At 66.5% G+C, this 19,850-nt stretch carries 20 protein-coding genes, 1 tRNA gene and 1 pseudogene; 8 read left to right on the top strand and 14 right to left on the bottom strand.

Translation table 11 applies throughout. From position 1 onward, the window contains the following. Positions 1-1,242, top strand: coding sequence for a M23 family metallopeptidase (locus G6N42_RS23385; protein WP_163733548.1), 1,242 nt, complete (start codon positions 1-3; stop codon positions 1,240-1,242). Continuing rightward, entirely contained in the window at positions 1,229-1,606 is a 378-nt protein-coding gene (locus G6N42_RS23380; protein WP_163733545.1) for a DUF3054 domain-containing protein, read from the top strand. The genes G6N42_RS23385 and G6N42_RS23380 overlap by 14 nt, the downstream gene beginning before the upstream one ends. Here G6N42_RS23380 and G6N42_RS23375 read toward each other — a convergent pair. From G6N42_RS23375 to G6N42_RS23360, 4 genes are all read right to left on the bottom strand, one after another. Further along, positions 1,562-2,908, bottom strand: a complete 1,347-nt coding sequence (locus G6N42_RS23375) for a sensor histidine kinase (protein ID WP_163733542.1) — start codon at positions 2,906-2,908, stop codon at positions 1,562-1,564. The two genes, G6N42_RS23380 and G6N42_RS23375, sit on opposite strands and share 45 nt — an antisense overlap. Positions 2,909-2,911: 3 nt before the next feature. Beyond that, a complete protein-coding gene (locus tag G6N42_RS23370; RefSeq protein WP_174262285.1) occupies positions 2,912-3,580 on the bottom strand; it encodes a response regulator transcription factor in 669 nt (222 codons plus the stop codon). A 60-nt stretch (positions 3,581-3,640) separates the two neighbouring features. Then, positions 3,641-4,039 (bottom strand): heme-binding protein, encoded by a 399-nt coding sequence (locus G6N42_RS23365; protein ID WP_163733535.1) that lies wholly within the window; start codon positions 4,037-4,039, stop codon positions 3,641-3,643. Between the two features lie 170 nt (positions 4,040-4,209). After that, complete coding sequence (locus G6N42_RS23360; RefSeq protein WP_163733532.1) at positions 4,210-4,782, bottom strand: hemophore; 573 nt, start codon at positions 4,780-4,782, stop codon at positions 4,210-4,212. 363 nt (positions 4,783-5,145) lie between these two features. Between G6N42_RS23360 and G6N42_RS23355 the strand changes: the two genes are divergently transcribed. Genes G6N42_RS23355 through G6N42_RS23340 form a run of 4 tightly spaced genes read left to right on the top strand, consistent with a single transcriptional unit; the run spans position 5,146 to position 9,349 of the window. Continuing rightward, positions 5,146-8,043 carry an MMPL family transporter gene (locus G6N42_RS23355; protein WP_163733529.1) on the top strand — a complete coding sequence of 966 codons (2,898 nt, stop codon included), beginning with the start codon at positions 5,146-5,148 and terminating at the stop codon, positions 8,041-8,043. Further along, on the top strand, positions 8,040-8,561 hold the full coding sequence (locus G6N42_RS23350; protein WP_174262141.1) for a helix-turn-helix domain-containing protein: 522 nt from the start codon (positions 8,040-8,042) through the stop codon (positions 8,559-8,561). The genes G6N42_RS23355 and G6N42_RS23350 overlap by 4 nt, the downstream gene beginning before the upstream one ends. A gap of 17 nt (positions 8,562-8,578) precedes the next feature. Further along, complete coding sequence (locus tag G6N42_RS23345) at positions 8,579-8,947, top strand: DsrE family protein (RefSeq protein WP_163733524.1); 369 nt, start codon at positions 8,579-8,581, stop codon at positions 8,945-8,947. Positions 8,948-8,953: 6 nt separating this feature from the next. Then, the gene (locus G6N42_RS23340; protein WP_163733521.1) at positions 8,954-9,349 is read left to right on the top strand and encodes a CoA-binding protein; all 396 of its coding nucleotides are present in this window, start codon (positions 8,954-8,956) and stop codon (positions 9,347-9,349) included. Here G6N42_RS23340 and G6N42_RS23335 read toward each other — a convergent pair. Together G6N42_RS23335 and G6N42_RS23330 are read right to left on the bottom strand one after the other, a co-directional pair. Continuing rightward, positions 9,346-10,035: a hypothetical protein gene (locus tag G6N42_RS23335; RefSeq protein ID WP_163733518.1), complete on the bottom strand. Its 690-nt coding sequence runs from the start codon at positions 10,033-10,035 to the stop codon at positions 9,346-9,348. The two genes, G6N42_RS23340 and G6N42_RS23335, sit on opposite strands and share 4 nt — an antisense overlap. Beyond that, positions 10,032-10,613 (bottom strand): hypothetical protein, encoded by a 582-nt coding sequence (locus G6N42_RS23330; RefSeq protein ID WP_163733515.1) that lies wholly within the window; start codon positions 10,611-10,613, stop codon positions 10,032-10,034. Before G6N42_RS23330 ends, G6N42_RS23335 begins: the two co-directional genes overlap by 4 nt. Before the next feature lie 74 nt (positions 10,614-10,687). On the opposite strand from G6N42_RS23330, the gene G6N42_RS23325 reads away from it, so the two are divergent. Beyond that, positions 10,688-12,712, top strand: coding sequence for a M13 family metallopeptidase (locus G6N42_RS23325; RefSeq protein WP_163733512.1), 2,025 nt, complete (start codon positions 10,688-10,690; stop codon positions 12,710-12,712). Positions 12,713-12,763: 51 nt separating this feature from the next. Here the strand turns inward: G6N42_RS23325 and G6N42_RS23320 are convergent, their stop codons facing one another. The 3 genes from G6N42_RS23320 to G6N42_RS23310 all read right to left on the bottom strand — a co-directional run bounded on the left by G6N42_RS23320 (position 12,764) and on the right by G6N42_RS23310 (position 14,890). Further along, the gene (locus tag G6N42_RS23320) at positions 12,764-13,807 is read right to left on the bottom strand and encodes a L,D-transpeptidase (RefSeq protein ID WP_163733508.1); all 1,044 of its coding nucleotides are present in this window, start codon (positions 13,805-13,807) and stop codon (positions 12,764-12,766) included. A 149-nt stretch (positions 13,808-13,956) separates the two neighbouring features. Beyond that, a complete protein-coding gene (gene ricR / locus G6N42_RS23315) occupies positions 13,957-14,271 on the bottom strand; it encodes a copper-sensing transcriptional repressor RicR (protein WP_163733505.1) in 315 nt (104 codons plus the stop codon). Next, entirely contained in the window at positions 14,264-14,890 is a 627-nt protein-coding gene (locus tag G6N42_RS23310; RefSeq protein WP_163733501.1) for a DUF305 domain-containing protein, read from the bottom strand. Before G6N42_RS23310 ends, ricR begins: the two co-directional genes overlap by 8 nt. A 77-nt stretch (positions 14,891-14,967) precedes the next feature. Here G6N42_RS23310 and G6N42_RS31790 point away from each other — a divergent pair. Further along, positions 14,968-16,029: pseudogene (locus G6N42_RS31790) on the top strand (dihydroxy-acid dehydratase domain-containing protein); the annotation flags it as partial. A 544-nt stretch (positions 16,030-16,573) separates the two neighbouring features. Here the strand turns inward: G6N42_RS31790 and G6N42_RS23300 are convergent. From G6N42_RS23300 to G6N42_RS23280, 5 genes are all read right to left on the bottom strand, one after another. Continuing rightward, positions 16,574-16,672: transfer RNA gene (locus G6N42_RS23300), tRNA-OTHER, on the bottom strand. A 2-nt stretch (positions 16,673-16,674) separates the two neighbouring features. After that, complete coding sequence (locus G6N42_RS23295) at positions 16,675-17,085, bottom strand: SRPBCC family protein (RefSeq protein ID WP_163733495.1); 411 nt, start codon at positions 17,083-17,085, stop codon at positions 16,675-16,677. Positions 17,086-17,128: 43 nt separating this feature from the next. After that, positions 17,129-17,656 (bottom strand): MBOE_33420 family protein, encoded by a 528-nt coding sequence (locus G6N42_RS23290; RefSeq protein ID WP_163733492.1) that lies wholly within the window; start codon positions 17,654-17,656, stop codon positions 17,129-17,131. Positions 17,657-17,682: 26 nt separating this feature from the next. Then, the gene (locus tag G6N42_RS23285) at positions 17,683-18,462 is read right to left on the bottom strand and encodes a DAPG hydrolase family protein (RefSeq protein ID WP_163733489.1); all 780 of its coding nucleotides are present in this window, start codon (positions 18,460-18,462) and stop codon (positions 17,683-17,685) included. Then, positions 18,462-19,802, bottom strand: a complete 1,341-nt coding sequence (locus G6N42_RS23280; protein WP_163733486.1) for an FAD-binding oxidoreductase — start codon at positions 19,800-19,802, stop codon at positions 18,462-18,464. Before G6N42_RS23280 ends, G6N42_RS23285 begins: the two co-directional genes overlap by 1 nt. Positions 19,803-19,850 lie beyond the last annotated feature (48 nt).

Below are 19,850 nucleotides of genomic sequence, written 5' to 3'. Positions count from 1 at the left end.
ATGCGAACCCTCGCTGTCCCTGCACTTTTCGCTGTCTCGCTGCTGCTGGCCGCCGGCTGCTCGTCCTCGTCCGCGCCACCGGCGCCGTCGACGACATCGACCTCCCCGACCACCAATGCCGGGCCGATCCGCGGGCCCGAACAGCCGGTGGTCACCCCGTTGATCGGCAGCGTGCTGGCCCCGCCGATCCCCGTGCCGGCGACCGATGGCCGCGTGCACCTGGCCTATGAGGTTCAGCTGACCAATGTGCTCTCCCAAGAGGTGACACTCACCTCGCTGGCCGCGCTGGACCGCGACGTCTCGCTGCTCAAGCTGGTCGGCGAGCGGCTCGCCGACAGGACTCGCGTCGTCGGAAACCCTACGCCGACAACGAAAATCGGACCCGCGCAGACCGCCGTCGTTTGGCTCGACGTCGCGCTGGAGAAGGATGCCGCTGTACCGGAGCAGTTGGTGCACGCCATCAGCCTGTCGCTGCCCGACCCGAAGCCGCCGCTGTTCGGAGCGACCATGACCATCGACATCGCCCCGACGGCGGTAGAGTCCCGCAAGCCGATAGCGATCTCGCCGCCGCTGTCAGGACCGGACTGGCTGAACGGCGACGGCTGCTGCGGCACCAGCGCACACCGGATGGCGCTCAACCCGATCGACGGCCAACTGTGGGCCGCCGAGCGGTACGCGATCGACTATGTCCAGCTTCGGCCGGACGGAACGCTGTTCTCCGGTGACCGTTCGAAGCTGGACAGCTACTCCTACTTCGGCGCTGACATCCGCGCCGTATCCGACGGTCCGGTCATCGCGGCCGTCGACGGGATGCCCGAGCAGATCCCCGGTGCGAGCCCCACTGGACTGGAGTTGAACCAGTACGCCGGAAACCACATCGTCCAGGATCTCGGGAACGGCAACTATGCGCTGTACGCCCACATCAAGACGGGCGCGGTCAAAGTAGCAGTCGGCGACCGCCTCACCGCCGGCCAAGTGATCGGCGCGGTCGGCAACACCGGCAACAGCGATGCACCGCATCTGCACTTCCATGTCATGAGCTCACCGGATCCCTTGCGCTCGAACGGCCTTCCGTTCGTGTTCTCCAGATTCCGGCTCGACTCGAGGGTCTCCGAACCGGCGAGCAACCTGAATGTGCTGTTCGACGGTAAACCCGCACCGATGCAACCCGGATTCACCGCGCGTGACGAAAACAGCGTCATGCCAATGGAACTGGACGTGATGACCTATGCCGATCGATAGCGCCGGACAGACCCGCCCCGCATTGACCGCGTTGGCGACCGACGTCGTCTGCGTCGTCGTCTTCTGCACGATCGGCCGGCGCAGTCACGCCGAAGGGTTGACCCTTTCCGGCATCGCCGAGACGGCCTGGCCTTTCCTGGTCGGCACGCTCACCGGCTGGCTGTTGTCGAGGGCCTGGCAGCGTCCGGCCGCACTGGTGCCCACCGGCGTGGCGGTGTGGTTGTGCACCGTGGTGGTGGGCATGCTGCTGCGCAAACTCACCTCCGCCGGAGTGGCACCGAGTTTCATTGTTGTGGCGTCACTTTCGACGGCCCTCCTGTTACTGGGCTGGCGTGCCGGGGTCGCCCTGCTCAGTCGCGGCTGACACGGTCAGGGTCGCGCGCAACCCGCCGAGCGGCCCGTCGCTCAGCTCGATGCTGCCGCGATGCAGCGCCGCCTGCTGCGCCACGAGCGCGAGGCCGAGCCCGGAGCCGCCCGGCGCCGCGGTGGTGCCGCGGGAGAATCGGCCGAGAACGGCCTTGTGCTCCTCGACGGGCAGACCGCGGCCGTTGTCGTCCACGATGATGACGATCTCGTCGCGCTCCCGCAGTGCCTCCAGCACGATCCGCGTCGCCTGGCCGTGCTGGATCGCGTTGCGCACCAGGTTGTCGACGGCCAGCCGCAGACCGCTCGGCCAGCCCCAGATGACACCGAGGTCGTCCTTCGCCTCGACGACGATCTCGACGTCATCGCGCAGGCGCATGTTCTCCCGGGCTACCCGGTCGAGCATGTCGGTGATGTCGATGAGTTCGCGATCTTCGGCCTGCGCCAGTTGACCTGACGCCAGTTGCCCCAGCGCGGTGATGATCGCCTCCACCCGTCGCTGTGCCCGGGACAGGTCGGCCACCACCTCGTCGCGCTCCTCGGCGGGGAGGTCGTGGATTCGCAGCGTGTCCAGATCGGCGCGCATCGCCGTCAGCGGCGTTCGCAGCTCGTGGGCGGCGTTGGCCGCGAAATCCTGGGCGGCCTGCAGCGAGTTGGTGGTCGCCCGCTGCGCGGCCGTCAGTCGACTCAGCATCGCCGACATCGCCTCGGAGAGGTCTTCGGCTTCCCGCGCCCCATGCACCTTGGGCATCTCCTCGCTGCCCCGGCGCAACTGCTTGGTGTGTTCGGTCAGCTTGCGCAGCGGCCGGATCGCTGGGCCCGCCAGCATCCATCCCAGCAGCGCGGCGATCAGCACCGTGAGCAGGCCCGCCGCGGCGTACAGCGGAATTCTGGAGGCGCTCAACAGGATGCTGTCGGCGCGGATACCGATCGACATCAAGACGCCGTCGGGCTGGTCGACGGGCAGCGTGCGTACCCGGTACTCGACCCCGTTGACTTCCACCGTGTCGGTGCCCGGCGGCAGCGGCGGCAACTGGAAGCCCCGCTGGAACACCACCTGTCCGGTGGATTCGGACCGTCCTGTCGTCAGCACTCCGCGGCGCGGATCCTGTAGCTGTTCGGGACGCATACTGGCGTCGATGATCGAATCGAGTCGGCGATCCAGTTGTGCCGCATCGTTATTCGCGAGAACCACCGACGTCGCGATCGTGAACACCGCGACCACCGCGGCCGCTGCGGCTGCCGACGCGACGGCAACTCTGGTGCGCAGCGACGCGGATCGCAGGAACCGCGGAAGTCTCACCCGTTACGGCTCGTCCCGCAGGACATAACCGATCCCGCGAACCGTGTGAATCACCCGAGGCAGGTCCTCGCGCTCGAGCTTGCGTCGCAGATAGGAGATGAAGACGTCGGCCACGTTCGTGTCGACGTCGAAGTCGTAACCCCACACCAGTTCGAGCAACCGCTGCCGGCTCAGCACGACGCCGGCGTTCTCGGCCAGCACGGCGAGCAGATCGAATTCGCGTTTGGTCAGATTGACCCGCTCACCGCCGGTGAACACCAGCCGTCGCGCGGTGTCGATCGTCAACGGGCCGACGGTCATCGTGTCGGATTGCTGGTCGGAATGGCCTGCCCGACGCAACAGCGCGTGCAGACGCGCGACCAATTCACCCAGATCGAACGGCTTCGTCAGATAGTCGTCAGCGCCGGCTTCCAGCCCCGCGATCCGGTCGTTGACGGTGTCCCGCGCGGACAACACACAGATCGGGATCTCGTTCCCGAGTGCGCGCAGCGCAGTCACGACGGCGACGCCGTCGAGTTCTGGCATTTGAACGTCGAGAACAAGCGCGTCGTGCGACTCATTCGATAACAGCCGCAAGGCCTCTTTGCCGGTCGCCGCGACCCGGACGTCAAACCCCGAATGGCGCAAACCTCGCGCAACCGAAGTTCTGACGTCCGGATCGTCGTCGACCATCAAGACGGTGCGGCCAGCGCCCTCCCCCTTGGATGGCTCCTGTTGCACCCGGACGCAGACTTAGCTGTCGGCGATGCCGTCGCCGTTGGTGTCGCCGCAGCGATTCTTCAGGTCGACGAGTGGCTGGCGGATACCGGTCAGGTCCGCCTTGGTCTGCGGATGCTGATCGAGGTACTGCTGAACGTCGTCGCGCACCTCATCGCGCGGCACGCCTTCGAGGCTGGTGAAGAACCAGTTCACGTCCGGATGCGCGAACAGGTAGGCAGACGTCGCCGCGGAGACACCCGAAGCCACGCCGGCCAGGTCGGCCGCGGTGCAGTTGGGCGGCGGAGGAGGCGGAGGAGGTGCCGGTTGCGCCGAAGCCAGAGGCATGGCGCCGAAGAACATCGCACCGGCGATCGCGCCGGTGCCCACCGCGCCAGCTACCGCACGTCGGGCAGTACGGGCCGAGAGCAACATGGACAAGCTCCTTCTTCGGAAGTGGAAAGGAGGTAACCATGGTCGGTTACCGACATCAAAAGCTAATCAGAATGTGCACAGACTTTCCTGCCTTGCGGCCAACGAATCTTAAGAAAGTCTGAATTCGCAGCTCAATCGCCTTACCAGGGAGAGCCGCGCGTCGGCCCAGGCTACGGCAAGCCTGCGATCGCTGCTCCGGGGAGCGATGTGGTGCCCTGCGAAACGGGGGACGCCGACGGCGACTGCGCCGGTGACCCCGTACCTGGGGTACCTGCAGCCGAGGAGCCTGGCTGGGCGCCTGGCAAACTCGGAAGGCCCGGTGCCGCCTGCTGGGCGGCCTGCATCAGACCCATCATCTGCGGCAGGGTCAGCGGAAGCTTGCACCGGCTCGACAGAGTCGCCAGCGGCTGCTGCAGCTGTTGCATGTCCTTGGCCGCTTGCGGGTTCGCATCGAAGTACGTCTTCACGGCGACGAGCGACTGCGGGCCACCCTGCTGTTTGGCGATACTCGTCAGCGCCTGGTTGGTCTGCGGATGCGTATCGAGGTAGTTGCCCGTCGACGTGGCGACCGAACCGATCGTCCTGGCGACTTCACTGGCCGCGCACGGGTCCGGCGCCGCCGTTGCTGACGGCATCGCCGGCGACGACGACACCGTCATCGCTACCACCGCGGCGCCGCCGACGGCGGAGGCCGCGAACATAGCGAACAGCCCGCGGCGCGATGCAGCAGTGATGGATCTCATATGCACTCCTCATGGGTTTGCGAACGTTTCGGCGCACCCGAAACGCCCGCCATAGGCGGCACTCGATCCCCGACCGCAATACCGGCCGAAACGGCCCACTACATAGTGCCACCGAGTCCGCGGGGCATACGAATTCAGCGACCGAGAACACACGTCATGGGCAACAGACGGACAGCCTGTAACCAGAATCGGGCGCGCACCGAAGAAGAGGGTTAGAGCTGCTTAAGGCGTTGCTGGCAGGATTCTCGCGGATCCTCGCTATAGCACACGCTGTTGTACGCTCACGCTAGCAACGCCGGGCCAAATGTCGTCGGCAGATCGACTCCGGGGGGAGAAAGCGGGGAGTTCGACATCCAGCAGTTCATGATGCGCTTGAGCAGCACCCTGCGCAGATTCCGCTGGGCGGTGTTCGCTGTATGGCTGCTTCTCCTGGTGCCATCGGTGTATCTCGCGCTGAATCAGTCCAGTCACCTCACCGGCGGGGGTTTTGAGGTCGAAGGCTCGCAGTCGCTGCGGGTCCAGCGCGAGCTCGAAGAGAACTTTCCTGACCAGGGCGCCTCACCGCTGGCATTGGTGGCCTCGCCGCGCGCCGACGCGTCGTTCGCCGACATGGACAACGCGGTCGCCTTCCTGGAACGCGCCGCGGCCGAGGTGCCCAGCGTGCGGGTGGTGCCCAATCGCCAGCAGCCGGCGCCGCAACCCGACCGCCCCTACGTCGTCACGCTGCAGTTGGACTTCGACAACACCGGCGCGGTCGATGTCGCCAAGAAACTTCGCCAGAAGGTCGGTATCGACGGCGAGGAACCCGGTGAGATCGAGAACGGCAAGGTCAAGCTCTACGTCATCGGCCAGGGCGCGCTCGGTGCCGCGGCCACCCAGGCCACCAAACACGACATCGCTCAGGCCGAGAAGTGGAACCTTCCGATCGTCCTGATTGTTCTGCTCGCGGTGTTCGGGTCGCTGGCCGCCGCGGCGATGCCGCTGGTGCTCGGCATCTGCACCGTCGTCGTGACCATGGGACTGGTCTATCTGTTGTCGATGTTCACGACGATGTCGGTGTTCGTGACGTCGACGGTGTCGATGTTCGGCATCGCCGTGGCCATCGACTATTCGCTGTTCATCCTCATGCGCTTCCGCGAGGAGCTACGGTCGGGCCGCGATCCGGAACAAGCGGCCGACGCCGCCATGGCGACCTCCGGTCTGGCGGTGGTGCTTTCCGGCCTCACGGTGATCGCCTCGGTGACCGGTATCTACCTGATCCAAACGCCGGTGCTGGTCTCGATGGCCACCGGCGCGATCCTCGCGGTGGCCGTCGCGGTGCTGACGTCGACGACGCTGACGCCGGCCATCCTCGCGACGTTTGGCAAGGCAGCGGCCAAGCGCTCGTCGTACCTGCACTGGTCGCGGCGTCCGGAGACCACCCAGTCGCGGTTCTGGACCCGCTGGACGGGCTGGGTGATGCGGCGCCCGTGGATCGCGGCGCTCGGGGCGTCGGCGCTGCTGCTGACACTCGCCGCACCCGCGTTCTCGATGGTGCTCGGCAACAGCATGCAGCGTCAGTTCGAGCCGACCCACGAGATCCGGGGCGGGGTGAACGCCGCGGCCGAGGCGCTCGGGCCCGGCGCGCTCGGACCGGTCCGGGTGTTGGTCAGCTTCCCCGACGGCAACGCGGCATCAGCGCCCTCCAAACAACCCTTGCTGGACTCGATGCGCCAGCGAATGGCCCAGGGGCCCAACGTTGTTTCGGTGGCGCCCGCGGTGTTCGGCGAGGATTACCGGCACGCGCTGCTGTCCGCGGTGCTCTCGGTGGATCCGGAGGACATGGGTGCCCGCGAAACCGTCGACTGGATGCGCGCGGAGCTGCCGTCGACGCCGGGGCTCGGCGACGCCCGCATCGACGTCGGCGGTCCGACGGCACTGATCAAGGACTTCGACGACCAGGTGTCGGCCAAACAGCCGCTGGTGTTCGCGTTCGTCGCGCTGATCGCGTTTGTAATGCTGTTGATCGCCATCCGGTCGGTGTTCCTGGCGCTCAAGGGTGTGTTGATGACCGTGCTGTCGGTCGCGGCGGCCTACGGCAGCCTGGTGGCCGTCTTCCAATGGGGCTGGCTGGAGTCACTGGGCTTCGAACCGATCTCGTCGCTGGACAGCACGATCCCGCCGCTGGTCCTGGCGATGACGTTCGGCCTTTCGATGGACTACGAGATCTTCCTGCTGACCCGCATCAGGGAGCGCTTCCTGCAGACCGGCAACACCCGCGACGCCGTCGCGTACGGCGTGAGCACCAGCGCGCGCACGATCACCAGCGCCGCGCTGATCATGATCGCGGTGTTCATCGGATTCGCGTTCGCGGGCATGCCGCTGGTCGCCCAGCTCGGCGTCGCCTGCGCGGTGGCCATCGCCGTCGACGCCACGGTGGTTCGCCTCGTGCTGGTGCCGGCGCTGATGGCGATGTTCGACGAGTGGAACTGGTGGCTGCCGCGCTGGCTGGACCGCATCCTGCCGGAGGTCGACTTCGAGAAGCCGCTGCCCAAGATCGACCTTCCCGACCTCATCATCATCCCCGACGACCTCTCGTCTCTCGGTCCTACCGGTTCGGAACTGCGCATGGTGGTCAAGTCGGCGGCCAAGCTGAAAAACCTTGCACCCCAAGCCGTTACCGTCGCCGATCCGCTGGCGTTCAGCGGCTGTATGCCCGCCAAGCAGTTGCGCAGCGCCGACCGGCTCAACGGCACGCACCGCAACGGCGCAGGCGGCAAGGCGGTGCTCACCGCAGAGCTTCCGGTGCATCCGGTGACGATGTGGCGGGGCCGGCTGTCGGTGGCGCTGGACGCGCTGAGCGAAGCGTCCGCCTTCGAGCGGGCACCCATGGAGCGGCGCAGCCCGGTCGAGACCACGAATGTGCAACTGCCGACGGGCGATCGCCTGCAGATCCCGACGGGCGCCGAGACGCTGCGACTGCAGAGCTACCTCATCATGTGCCGAAACAGCACCCGGGACTACGCAGAGTTTGCCGAACTCGCCGACGCGATGGAGACTCGTACGGCCGCAAGCGTGCTGGCCGGCATGGACCGGTACTACTGTGGACAGGATTCGAGAAAACAATGGGTGGCCACCCAGTTGGTACGCCGACTGGCCGACCCCCAACCGTCAGACGAGCACGACACCCGCATGTCGGGCCCGCAGGCGGAGGCCGATTGGGCCAGGGTGAAGGAACGCTGCCTTTCGGTGGCGGTGGCCATGCTGGAGGAGGCGAGGTGACGGTGACTCCCGACGTCCGGGGCACCTCGCGCCGCGAGCCTGCCTCGCCCGATCCCGCGCCAGGACGCCGTCCACCGGTGGATGACCGGCCCGTCGAGTTCTGGCCTACATCCGCGATCCGCGCGGCGCTGGAGACCGACGACCTCGCGGTGTGGCAGCGCATCGTCGCGGCCATCAAACGTGACCCGTTCGGCCGGACCGCACGCCAGGTCGAGGAAGTCCTGCAGACCGCCCGTCCGTACGGAGTCTCCAAGGCGCTCGCCGAGGTGCTGCACCGCACCCGCGAACATCTCGAGGCCAACGAGCGCGCCGAGGTCGCGCGCCATATCCAGACGATGCTCGACAGGTCGGGTCTGGGCCAGCAGGAGTTCGCCTCGCGCATCGGTGTGCCCAACGACGATTTCACGTCCTACCTCCGCGGTGAAACGAGTCCGTCCGCGTCGCTGATGGTGCGCATGCGCAAGCTTTCCGATCGATTCGCCAAGATGCGTTCGACCCGCCGCGAGGGCCACGACTGAAGACCTAGGCTGGCGGCATGAACAGCGCCAACAAAGCCGCCATCAGCCTCACCACCGGACTCGAAGATGCCGAGAAAGTCACCGTGGCATTTCTGGTCGCCGTCGGTGCCGCCGAGAGCGGACGGCCGACGCTCATGTTCCTTACCAAGGAGGCCGTCCGTCTGATGGTGCCCGGCGTCGGCGTGGGCACGGCCTGCGACGGCTGCCCACCCCTGGAAGAGCTGATGGAGCGCTACACGAAAGCCGGCGGCCGCTATCTGGTCTGCCCGATCTGCATCAAGTCCAAGCAACTCGACGCCGACAACTTCATCGACGGCGCCGAACCCGGAGGCACCGTTCAACTCTGGGAATGGATCGGCGACGGCGCGACCACGTTCAGCTACTAGCCGCCGATGGATATCGAGCGCATTCTCCGCCAGACCCGAAGTGTGGCGATCGTCGGCGTTTCCGATGACCCGATGCGGCCCAGTCACGGTGTTTGGCAATATCTGAAGGCAGCCAGTGACTACGAGCTGTACCTGGTCAATCCGACGATCAGCGAGATCGACGGCGACAAGGTCTATCCGTCGCTCGCGGACCTTCCCGCGGTTCCGGACATGGTCGACGTGTTCCGTCGCCGCGAACATCTGCACTCCGTGCTTACCGAGACGATTGCCGTCGGCGCCAAAACGCTTTGGCTGCAACAGGGTCTATGGGATGACGAGGTCGCCCGCGACGGTGCCGCCGCCGGACTCGAGGTCGTCATGGACCGCTGCCTGAAGGTGGACCACGCGAATCTGCTCGGCTAGCGGGAGTGAATCGGCGACACGTCGTCGACCAGCCAGCGGCCGTCCTGCTTGGACAGCCGGACCCGCAACGCGAGCACCGCGGTGTCGGGTGGGGTGCCCGGTGAGCTCTGCGACCCGTGCAGTATCACGGCGACGCTGGCGGCCGCGGGACCGATCGCCTCGACGCCCGCTGACACGGTACTGGCCGTCGCCGAGACGTTGCGGCTGGCCAAATCCTTTGCCACAGAGTCGAATTCCTTCTTGAACTCCGCTGCGGCCTGTGACGACATCATCGCGGTGGCCCGGTCGATCGACGCGGTGGGGCTCTGCGGGGTGAAGGTCGCCGACGCCTCCGAGACGCTGCTGGCGATGTCGACCACTTCTGCGGTGTCGTTTTCCAGGTTGCGGTCGGGCACCGACCAGTTCAGGTAGGCGACGACGACGGCCGCCGCCAGTGCCGCCGCCGCCGTGCCTGCCACCGCGAGTCGCAGCCTCGGCCCGTCGTCATCCGTGCCGACGGTGACCCCGTCCCTGCGAGCCAGCACGACGTTGATCACGACGCCTTCGACGATGAGCAGACACAGCACCGAACAGACCGAAACCCACCACAGCGGCCAGCCGAGCGCGACGCCTATGTAGAGCAACGCCGCGATCGCGGCCAGCGGCGCCGCCACGTCGAACGCACCGATGCGCCAGGCGGTCCTCATCGGACCGACTCCAGCCGGGAGATCATCGGCTTGCCGTCCACGTCGGCGACGTCGAGCCGCAGCGTCCAGCGAACCGTCTGGGGCTTCTCGTTGCCCGCGTTCTCACTGACCGACGTCGCGATCACCATCACGGTGTCGGTGCGTGAGGCGAACACCGACACATCGGAGGCGGGCGGCGGCCCCTGCGCGCCCGGCTCTTCGTGGTGCACGTACTCGACAGCGACCGAGTCGACCTGGCCGGTGGTGCGGGCCTGCAGCTTCTGCACCAAATCGCGGTACGGCTTGATCGAAGCGTCGAAGTCGGCGTTGAGCTGTCCGACGGTGCCCTCGTGTAGCTGGGCCAGGCTGGCCTCGACGGTGTCGGAGTTCATGTTGATGAGCACGGTGGTCCAGTCGGCGGCGGCCTCCATGGCCTGCGTGCGGTAGCGCAGTTCGGCGGCGTCGCTGCGGTGCTGCGTCCAGATCAGCGCGGCGAGCACGACCGCGGCGATGGCGATCACGCCGACCACCGCCGAGCCGATGCCATATCCGGAGATCGCGGAATCGTGCTCGTTGGCATCCGGCTCGTCGTCGGGCATGCGCGTGAGGGTACCGGGCGGCAGCGAGCGCGATCGCCACGCTGCCGCGACGACCGGTCTGGCAGTCTGGTGGGGTGACAGTTGAAGCTATTCGCTCGGGTATCGACCTGAGCCACGTCGACTCTGACGCCCGTCCCCAGGACGACCTGTTCGGCCACGTCAATGGCCGCTGGTTGACCGAGTACGAGATGCCAGGTGACCGTGCCACCGACGGCGCGTTCCGGTCGTTGTACGACCGGGCCGAGGAGCACGTGCGGGACCTCATCACCGGAGCCGCCTCGGCGGCGACATCGAACGGGGTGGCCGCAACACCGGCGAACGGTACCGACGAGCAGCGCATCGGGGACCTGTACGCCAGCTTCATGGACGAGCCGGCGGTCGCCGAACGCGGTGTGCAACCGCTGCTCGACGAGTTGGCCGCGATCGACGCCGCGGATACTCCCGAGGCCCTGGCAGCGGTCCTCGGCGCGCTGCAGCGCACCGGCGTCGGCGGCGGGACGGGAATCTACGTCGACACCGATTCCAAGGACTCCACCCGCTATCTGGTGCATATGAGCCAGTCCGGCCTCGGCCTGCCCGACGAGTCGTACTACCGCGACGAGCAGCACGCCGACATTCTCGCCGCCTATCCGCGGCACATCGCAGCGATGTTCGGACTCGTCTACGGCGAGGAACCCCAGCCGAACGAATGGCAGGCCACCGCCGAACGCATCGTCGCGCTGGAAACCAAGCTGGCCGCCGCGCACTGGGACGTCGTCAAGCGCCGCGACGCCGAGCTGACCTACAACCTGCGCACCTTCACCGACCTGCTCAACGAGGCGCCCGGCTTCGACTGGGCCGGGTGGGTGGCCGCGCTTGGTGCCACCCCTGACAAGGTGGCCGAAGTCTCCGAAGTTGTGGTGCGCCAACCCGATTACTTGACGGCCTTCGCCGCGGCGTGGTCCGCCTTCGATCTAGCGGACTGGAAGGCGTGGCTGCGCTGGCGGCTCATCCACGCCCGCGCGTTCCTGCTGACCGACGAGTTGGTCGCCGAGGACTTCGAGTTCTACGGCCGCAAACTCTCGGGCACCGAAGAGCTGCGCGATCGGTGGAAGCGCGGAGTGTCGGTCGTCGAGAGTCTGATGGGTGACGCGGTCGGAAGGCTCTACGTCGAACGGCATTTTCCGCCGCTGGCCAAGGCCAGGATGGACGAGCTGGTCGCCAACCTGCGCGAGGCGTACCGGGTCAGCATCAACTCGCTGGCGTGGATGACGCCGCAGACGCGCGAGAAGGCGCTCGCCAAGCTCGACAAGTTCACCCCGAAGATCGGTTATCCGGCCAAGTGGCGCGACTATTCGGCGCTGGTGATCAAGCGTGACGATCTGTACGGCAACTACCTACGTGGCTACGCCGTGGAATACGACCGGGATCTGGCCAAGCTCGGTGGGCCCGTCGACCGTGACGAGTGGTTCATGACGCCGCAGACCGTGAACGCCTACTACAACCCCGGCATGAACGAGATCGTCTTTCCCGCCGCGATTCTGCAGCCCCCCTTCTTCGATGCCGATGCTGACGACGCCGCCAACTACGGCGGGATCGGTGCGGTGATCGGTCACGAGATCGGTCACGGCTTCGACGACCAGGGATCCAAGTACGACGGCGACGGGAACCTGGTCGACTGGTGGACCGACGACGATCGCGCCGAGTTCGGCACGCGGACAAAGGCTTTGATCGAGCAGTACGACAAGTACGTGCCCAGGGCGCTCAGCAACGGCCATCATGTGAACGGCGCATTCACCGTCGGCGAAAACATCGGCGACCTGGGTGGCCTTTCGATCGCGCTGCTCGCCTACCAGCTCTCGCTCAAGGGCGAGCCGTCGCCGGTGATCGACGGACTGACCGGTGAGCAACGGGTGTTCTTTGGCTGGGCCCAGGTGTGGCGCACGAAGTCGCGTGACGCCGAAGCCATTCGGCGGCTTGCGATCGATCCGCACTCGCCGCCGGAGTTTCGCTGCAACGGCGTCGTCCGCAACCTGGACGCGTTCTACGAGGCGTTCGAAGTCAACCAGTCAGACGAGCTGTACCTGGATCCGCAAGAGCGCGTGCGGATCTGGAGCTAGTCGCAGCACGCAAGAGGCCCCGACATTGTCGGGGCCTTTCGCGTTGGTGCTTTAGAACATCTGCCAATCGGAGGCGCCGTCCGGTTTGTTGTAGATCCCGGTGGAGTTCTTGATGACAACAGGGTCGCCACTACCGAAGTTGTCGTAGAACCACTGCGCGTTGGCCGGGCTCAGGTTGATACAGCCGTGGCTGACGTTGCTGTTGCCCTGCGCCCCGGTGGACCACGGCGCGCTGTGAACGAAGATGCCGCTGTTGTCTATTCGCACGGCGTCCTGCACCTTGAGCTTGTAGCCCTCGGCAGAACTGACGGGCACTCCGTAGGTCGACGAGTCCATCACGATGTCGGCGAACTTCTCCAGCACGTAGTAGGTGCCGTTCTTGGTCTCGTAGCCCTCCTTGCCCATGGAGACAGGGAAGGTCTTCTCCACCTCACCGTTTCGCACGATCGTCATTTCATGCGTGGCGTTGTCGACTGTCGCGACCAACTGCTCGGGGACGGTGAAGCTCGACTTGGTGCCCGCGGCGTCGATGTAGACGGTGGTACCGGCCGGCCAGAAGTCCTGCGGCCGCCACCGCAGCTGCGTGTCGGTGGTCCAGTAGAACCGGCCGGGAACGGGCGGCACCGACGTGATGTGCACCGCGTCCTGGGCCATCTGCCGATTGGCGATGGGCCGCTGGAAGTTGATGTAGATCGGCTTGGCGGCGCCGGCGATCGAACCGTTGGTCGGATTGAACGACGGCGGCAGGAACGGCGGTTCCCCGACGAACGGCGTCGGGTTCTGCCCTTCCGGCGTCCCCTCGGGGATCGCCATCGGCTGGGGCTGCCCAAAGAGCGGTGGCGGGGCCGGCGGCAGAGGCGCACCGAATGGAGCCGGTGCGGGCGGTCCGGGCGGGAAGGCGGCCGGGGCCGCAGGCGGTGCCGGAGGCAGCCCGGGCGCGGGTGCCACTGCGGCGGCCGGATCGACCGGCGCGGGCGGTGGTGGCGGCGGAACGCCAGGTTGAGCCAGTGCTGATGGGGTGCTCAGCACCATCCCGCCGACGAGTCCGGCCGCCAGCACGGCGGAGAATAGGCGCCTCAATTTCGGCTCCCGCATACGTGACCTCCCAGTCGCATAACTTCGTCTAGTGTGGCACAGCGTGCCGGGCGGTCTTTGAAATCTGCATGTCGCCAGAACCCCGACCGTCACGCCACCAATGACGTTGACCTGCTGTGTTCATCCGCCTGAGGCGGTCGAACGTTACGTCAGGAACGCACCAACCGGGCGATGGCAGCGGATGCCTCGGCCAGCTTGGCGTCCGCCTCGTCCCCGCCCTCGGCCACGGCCTGGGTGACGCAATGCCCCAGGTGCTCGTCGAGCAGTCCGAGCGCGACGGACTGCAGTGCACTGTTGACGGCGCTGATCTGGGTGAGCACGTCAATGCAGTACTTGTCCTCGTCGATCATCTTCGCGATGCCGCGAACCTGACCTTCGATCCTGCGCAGGCGTTTGGCGTAGTTCTCCTTCTGGGCCGAATAGCCATGCGCCCCGGAGTCGCCCACGGTGACCTCGTCAGCCATTTCCCCCACCTTTCAGCATCTGGTCCATCTGGGCGATCTCGGCCTGCTGGGTGTCGATCATCGTCTGGGCCATGCGCTTGACGTCCTCGTTCTGACCGTTGGCGACCTCGGCCTTGGCCATCTCGATCGCGCCCTGGTGGTGGCTGATCATCGACTGCAGCCACAGTGTGTCGAACTCCGTACCGCGTAGCGACTGGAGTTTCGTCATCGTGGCCTCGTCGACCATCCCCGCCATCGCGCCGTGGCCGCCGTGTGCTCCGTGTTCCCCCTGGGACGCGTCATCGTCTGGATTTTCATCCCACTGCACAAGGAACACCCGCAATGCCTTGATCTCGGGCTCCTGCTCGGCGGAGATCTTGGCGGCCAACGCGATGACGTCGGCATTGGTCGAGCGGTCCGGCACCATGGCGGCCAGCTCGATCGCCTGCTCATGATGGGGAATCATGTTGGTCGCGAACGCGTGGTCGTCGGCGTTGAAGCCGGGGGGCTGGGCGGTGCCGACCGGTTCGTCCGCCTGGTGCGTCTCGGTGTGGTCGCTGGACCCCGAGCACGAGGTGAGAAACAAGGCGGCGAAGATAGCTATGAAGACGGCAGCGAGGCGTGTGGTGCGAAGCGACATGAGATCAGAGTACCGCATACCCCTGTGGGGTATCTAAAGGAGTTTGTCCGGTGAAAAGCCGAAGGCATACTGCTCTCATGCCCTCACAGCCCACGACCGATTCTCCCCGCGCAGGCGGCTCGTCGACGCCCGACATCAAACCACGGAGCCGCGACGTCACCGACGGCCTCGAGAAGACCGCCGCCCGCGGCATGCTGCGCGCCGTCGGCATGGGTGACGACGACTGGGCCAAGCCGCAGATCGGCGTCGGCTCATCGTGGAACGAGATCACCCCGTGCAACATGTCGCTGCAGCGGCTCGCACAGGCGGTGAAGACCGGCGTGCACGCTGCCGGCGGCTACCCGCTGGAGTTCGGCACCATCTCGGTGTCCGACGGCATCTCGATGGGCCACGAGGGCATGCACTTCTCGCTGGTGTCGCGCGAGGTCATCGCCGACAGCGTCGAGACCGTCATGCAGGCCGAGCGCCTCGACGGATCGGTGCTGCTCGCCGGCTGCGACAAGTCGATCCCCGGCATGCTGATGGCAGCCGCGCGGCTGAACCTGGCGAGCGTCTTCCTCTACAACGGCTCGATCATGCCGGGCGTCGCGAAGCTCACCGACGGCAGCGAGAAAGAAGTCACGATCATCGACGCCTTCGAGGCGGTAGGCGCCTGCGCCCGCGGCCTGATGTCGCGCGAGGACGTCGACATCATCGAGCGTGCGATCTGTCCCGGTGAGGGCGCGTGCGGCGGTATGTACACCGCCAACACCATGGCGTCGGCCGCCGAGGCACTCGGCATGTCGCTGCCAGGCAGCGCGTCGCCGGTGGCGATCGACTCGCGCCGCGACGAATATGCCCGTCGTTCGGGTGAGGCCGTCGTGGAGATGCTGCGTCGCGGTATCACCACCAGCGACATACTCACGATCGAGGCGTTCGAGAACGCCATCGCCGTGGTGATGGCGTTCGGTGGATCCACCAATGCGGTTCTGCACCTGCTGGCGATCGCGTCGGAAGCCGGGGTCAAACTCACACTGGCGGACTTCACCCGCATCGGACAGAAGGTCCCGCATCTCGCCGACGTCAAGCCGTTCGGTCGCCACGTGATGAAGCACGTCGACGAGATCGGCGGCGTGCCGGTCGTCATGAAGGCGCTGCTGGATGCCGGTCTGCTGCACGGGGATTGCCTGACGGTGACCGGTGAGACCATGGCCGAGAACCTGGCCCACATCGAGCCGCCGGACCCGGACGGCAAGGTGTTGCGCGCGATGAACAACCCGATCCACCCGACCGGCGGCATCACGATCCTGCACGGATCGCTGGCACCCGAAGGTGCGGTGGTCAAGTCGGCCGGCTTCGACTCCGACGTGTTCGAGGGCACTGCAAGGGTTTTCGAGCGCGAGCGGGCCGCGCTCGATGCGCTCGAGGACGGCACGATCACCAACGGCGACGTCGTGGTCATCCGCTACGAGGGACCCAAGGGTGGGCCCGGCATGCGCGAGATGCTGGCCATCACCGGCGCCATCAAGGGTGCGGGCCTCGGCAAGGACGTGCTCTTGATGACCGACGGCCGGTTCTCCGGCGGCACCACGGGCCTGTGTGTGGGACACATCGCGCCGGAGGCGGTCGACGGCGGGCCCATCGCGTTCATCAAGGACGGCGACAAGATCCGCCTCGACGTCGCGAACGGCACGCTCGACGTGTTGGTCGACAAGGACGAATTCGATTCGCGCAAGGCCGGCTTCCAGCCACTGCCGCCCGTCTACAAGACCGGTGTGCTGGCCAAGTACACCAAGCTCGTCGGCTCAGCCGCCGGCGGCGCGGTCTGTAGCTAGCCCGTCGATCCGCTGCAGCGCGACCGCGCACACCGACAGGTAGGCCGGCGCCCACCACCGGACTGCGAACGCCAACCGTGTTCCACCGTCGGTCGGCCACACTTCATGCCGCGTGGCGCGTACGCCGGCCACCTCCCACGCCCAGCAGCGGTTCTCTTCGAATTCGGTGATCGTGAACGGAAGCGCGACTCCGATCGCCGTCCACACTTTGCCTCGCGAACCCAACTTCATCGGCCCGGCCTCCGCCAGCTCGGCCCGCTGGATCGATGGGCCCCACTTCGGCCACAGGTCGAGGTCGACAAGAACGTTCCACACCACCTCAGGCGGCGCAGGAATATGCCGTTCGACGGTCGGCATGCGCTGCCGGAAGCGAAAGTCCATTGGCGGTCTGTGCCCCAATGGCGAAGTACTAAACGAGAGCTCGCTAGCGCGGGGGCGGTGGCGGCGGATCGGCGGGCGTCACCGAGATCGGCAGCGAGTGCACTCCTGGCCCCTCACCCGGGCATCCGGCGCCCTCGACGGTGATGGTTCGCTGACCGAAGAAGCTGCCATCGGGCCGCGGGATCAGGTAGTCCGACCGCACGGATTGCACTGCGCTGTCGGGATTCATGCGTTCGCACAGGTACGGATAGTCGCTGCTGGTTTCCCAGCGGTCGTTGTTCCATCGGTACTCGAAAACCGGTGGGGCGCCGGGGTCGCGGGACAGATCGTCCGAGTTGTCCATTGTCACCACGCAGCCGTTCACGTCGCAGTTGGCGGTGTATTCGACGAGGAAAGTCTTGGACTGCATGGGTGTCGGCTGACCGTTGAAGGTCTGCTGCGCGAAGTCGACGGACACGTTGTACCACCCGTACAGCAGCGGCGGCGCGGGTCTGGGTGCCGCCTGGGCTACTGGTGCCGCGAGCAACGTGGCACATGCTCCGATTGCGCTGATGGCTCGTGTCCTGGGCATACCTGTGTCAATAACACACCGGAATGTCATGCACCCGCGAATTGGGCATACACCGCGGGCAGGAAGCCGGCCAGGTGGTTCATCTCCTGGGCGCAGTGCACGAGAAGATCGCGCGGATCGGGCAACTGGTGGGCGGCGACGGGCCGAATCACCGCGTCAGCCAACATATTTCCCTTCCGCAGGCCGATGTGGGGTCCGCCCATCCAGAATCGGGACCGCATCTCCGCGCCGTCGGCGGTGGACCGTATGTGATGGACGAACCAGCCGATGTCGACGGGCACCTCCGCCGATCCCAGCCGTGCGCACACCGCGACGTCTGAGCCGAGGCGGGTCGGTTCCAGGCCGATCACCTGCGGTTCGACGAACTGGATCGCGGCCTTCGCGTACGACGATCCGAGGTACTCCTCGATCAACGACGTCCGGCCGACCCAGCTGCCGTCACCGCCGTCGTCGGACCAGCGCGCCGACGCATGCGCGCGCGGATGCCACAGTTTGTAGCGCGTCGTCTCACTGCCGTGCCAGCCGAACCACCAGTCCCACATGGCGGGCGTGACGCCGGGCATCTCGGTGCGCACCGACACCTGGAAACCGCCGCCGCGCAGCTGACCGTATCCGTTCTCGGTCTGCTGGTAGCCCTCATCGAGAATCGTTCCCGCGGAATCGAATCCGAGCAGCGTCTGGTCGGCCTGGGGTCCGTGCTCCAGCGCGACGACCACATGTCTTGGCAGTTCGGCCATTTCGGGATTGAAGTACGTGCCCCACGGGGTGTCACCGTCGGCATCGCGGTAACCGAGGTAGGCGCTCATCACACCCGTCCCATCCATGGGTAGAAGCGGCCGTCGGGGTCGTATTCGGCTCGGGCGTTGTCCAGCCGTGCCATGGCCTCGTCGGTGGCGAACTTCGCGGGACGCTGTCCGAGATTCTCGTCGGCCAACTGGATTCCAGTGGCCAGATGCGCCATCTCGGCCATGTTGTCGCGCGGCCAGTTGGCGTACTTGTCGTCGTCGGCCTCGTCCATCCAGCCGCCGTAGAGCGCCAGGTAGATCTCGGCCTCGACGCTGTAGGCCATGTCCTGCCGGGCCGGTGACGGCCCCCAGTTGAGCCACAGGAAATGCGCGGGGTGCGGCGGGAGGGTGTCGAGGATCCGACGAATGCCGGGCATCAGGTCCGCCGCCGGTGCCGAGGTCCACATGTTGTCTGCGGAGTAGCGGTGGTCGTCTAGATAGTTGCCCATCACCGCGGTGTACCAAGTGGGCAGATCCGTTGGCGCGTAGGGCACTTTGACCAGTGCCTTATCGATGGCCGGGCAGGTGCCCAACAGGGCGAGCGCTTCCTCGGCTTCGGCCTCGGTGTCGGCGAACACCGGCGACGCGAGCACGATCGCGGGCCCGTCGATCCCGGCGTCCCGCACGGTTCTGGTGGCGACGATCTGCAGTTCCACCCTGCGGTCCACGTCGGCACTGATGTCACGCGCCCACGTGAACACCTCCTCTGCGCAGTCGAATGGATAGGCGTACAGGCTCATGCCGCAGACGGCCGGCTTCGGGTACAGCTTGAGGTGAAAGGCCGTGACGACCGCGAAGAACCCTGGACCGGCACCTCGTGCCGACCAATACAGGTCGGGATGGTTCTCCGCGTCGACGTAGAGCTTCTCGCCGTCGGCGGTGATCACGTCCAGACCGATCACGCTTTCGCACGCCGGTCCGTAGACGCGACTGTTCCAGCCGTATCCGCCCTGGAGCAGGTACCCGCCGATGCACACGCCCTTGCAGTGGCCCGCGGGGAAGAACAGGCCCTGCTCCTCGAGTTCGGCCGCCAGGATGCTGCCACCTTTGCCGGGGCCGGCCACGGCGAGCATCTTGCCCTTGTCGATGGTGGCCTGGTCGAACCCGTGCATATCGAGCAGCAGACCGCCGTCGCGCAGATGGTTGGCCGCCCAGCTGTGTCCGCCTGACCGGATCCCGACCTGAAGATCGTGGGCTTTCGCATAGGCGAGTGCGGCGATGACGTCGTCGTCGTCGTGAGCCTGCACGATCATCGCCGGATAGCGATCCGGCACGCGTTGATTCCATACCGTCGACCGTCGGGCGTCCTCGTACCCGTCGCCTCCCCGGGCGAAGTGCCGCCCCGCCGGTAGTGCCACCACTTCGCCCTCCTAGATTCACATTGCGAATCATTGTGAGCCGCATTGCGG

The organism is Mycobacterium gallinarum (assembly GCF_010726765.1).
GTDB lineage: Bacteria > Actinomycetota > Actinomycetes > Mycobacteriales > Mycobacteriaceae > Mycobacterium > Mycobacterium gallinarum.
This window is presented reverse-complemented; position numbering and strand designations above follow the sequence as displayed.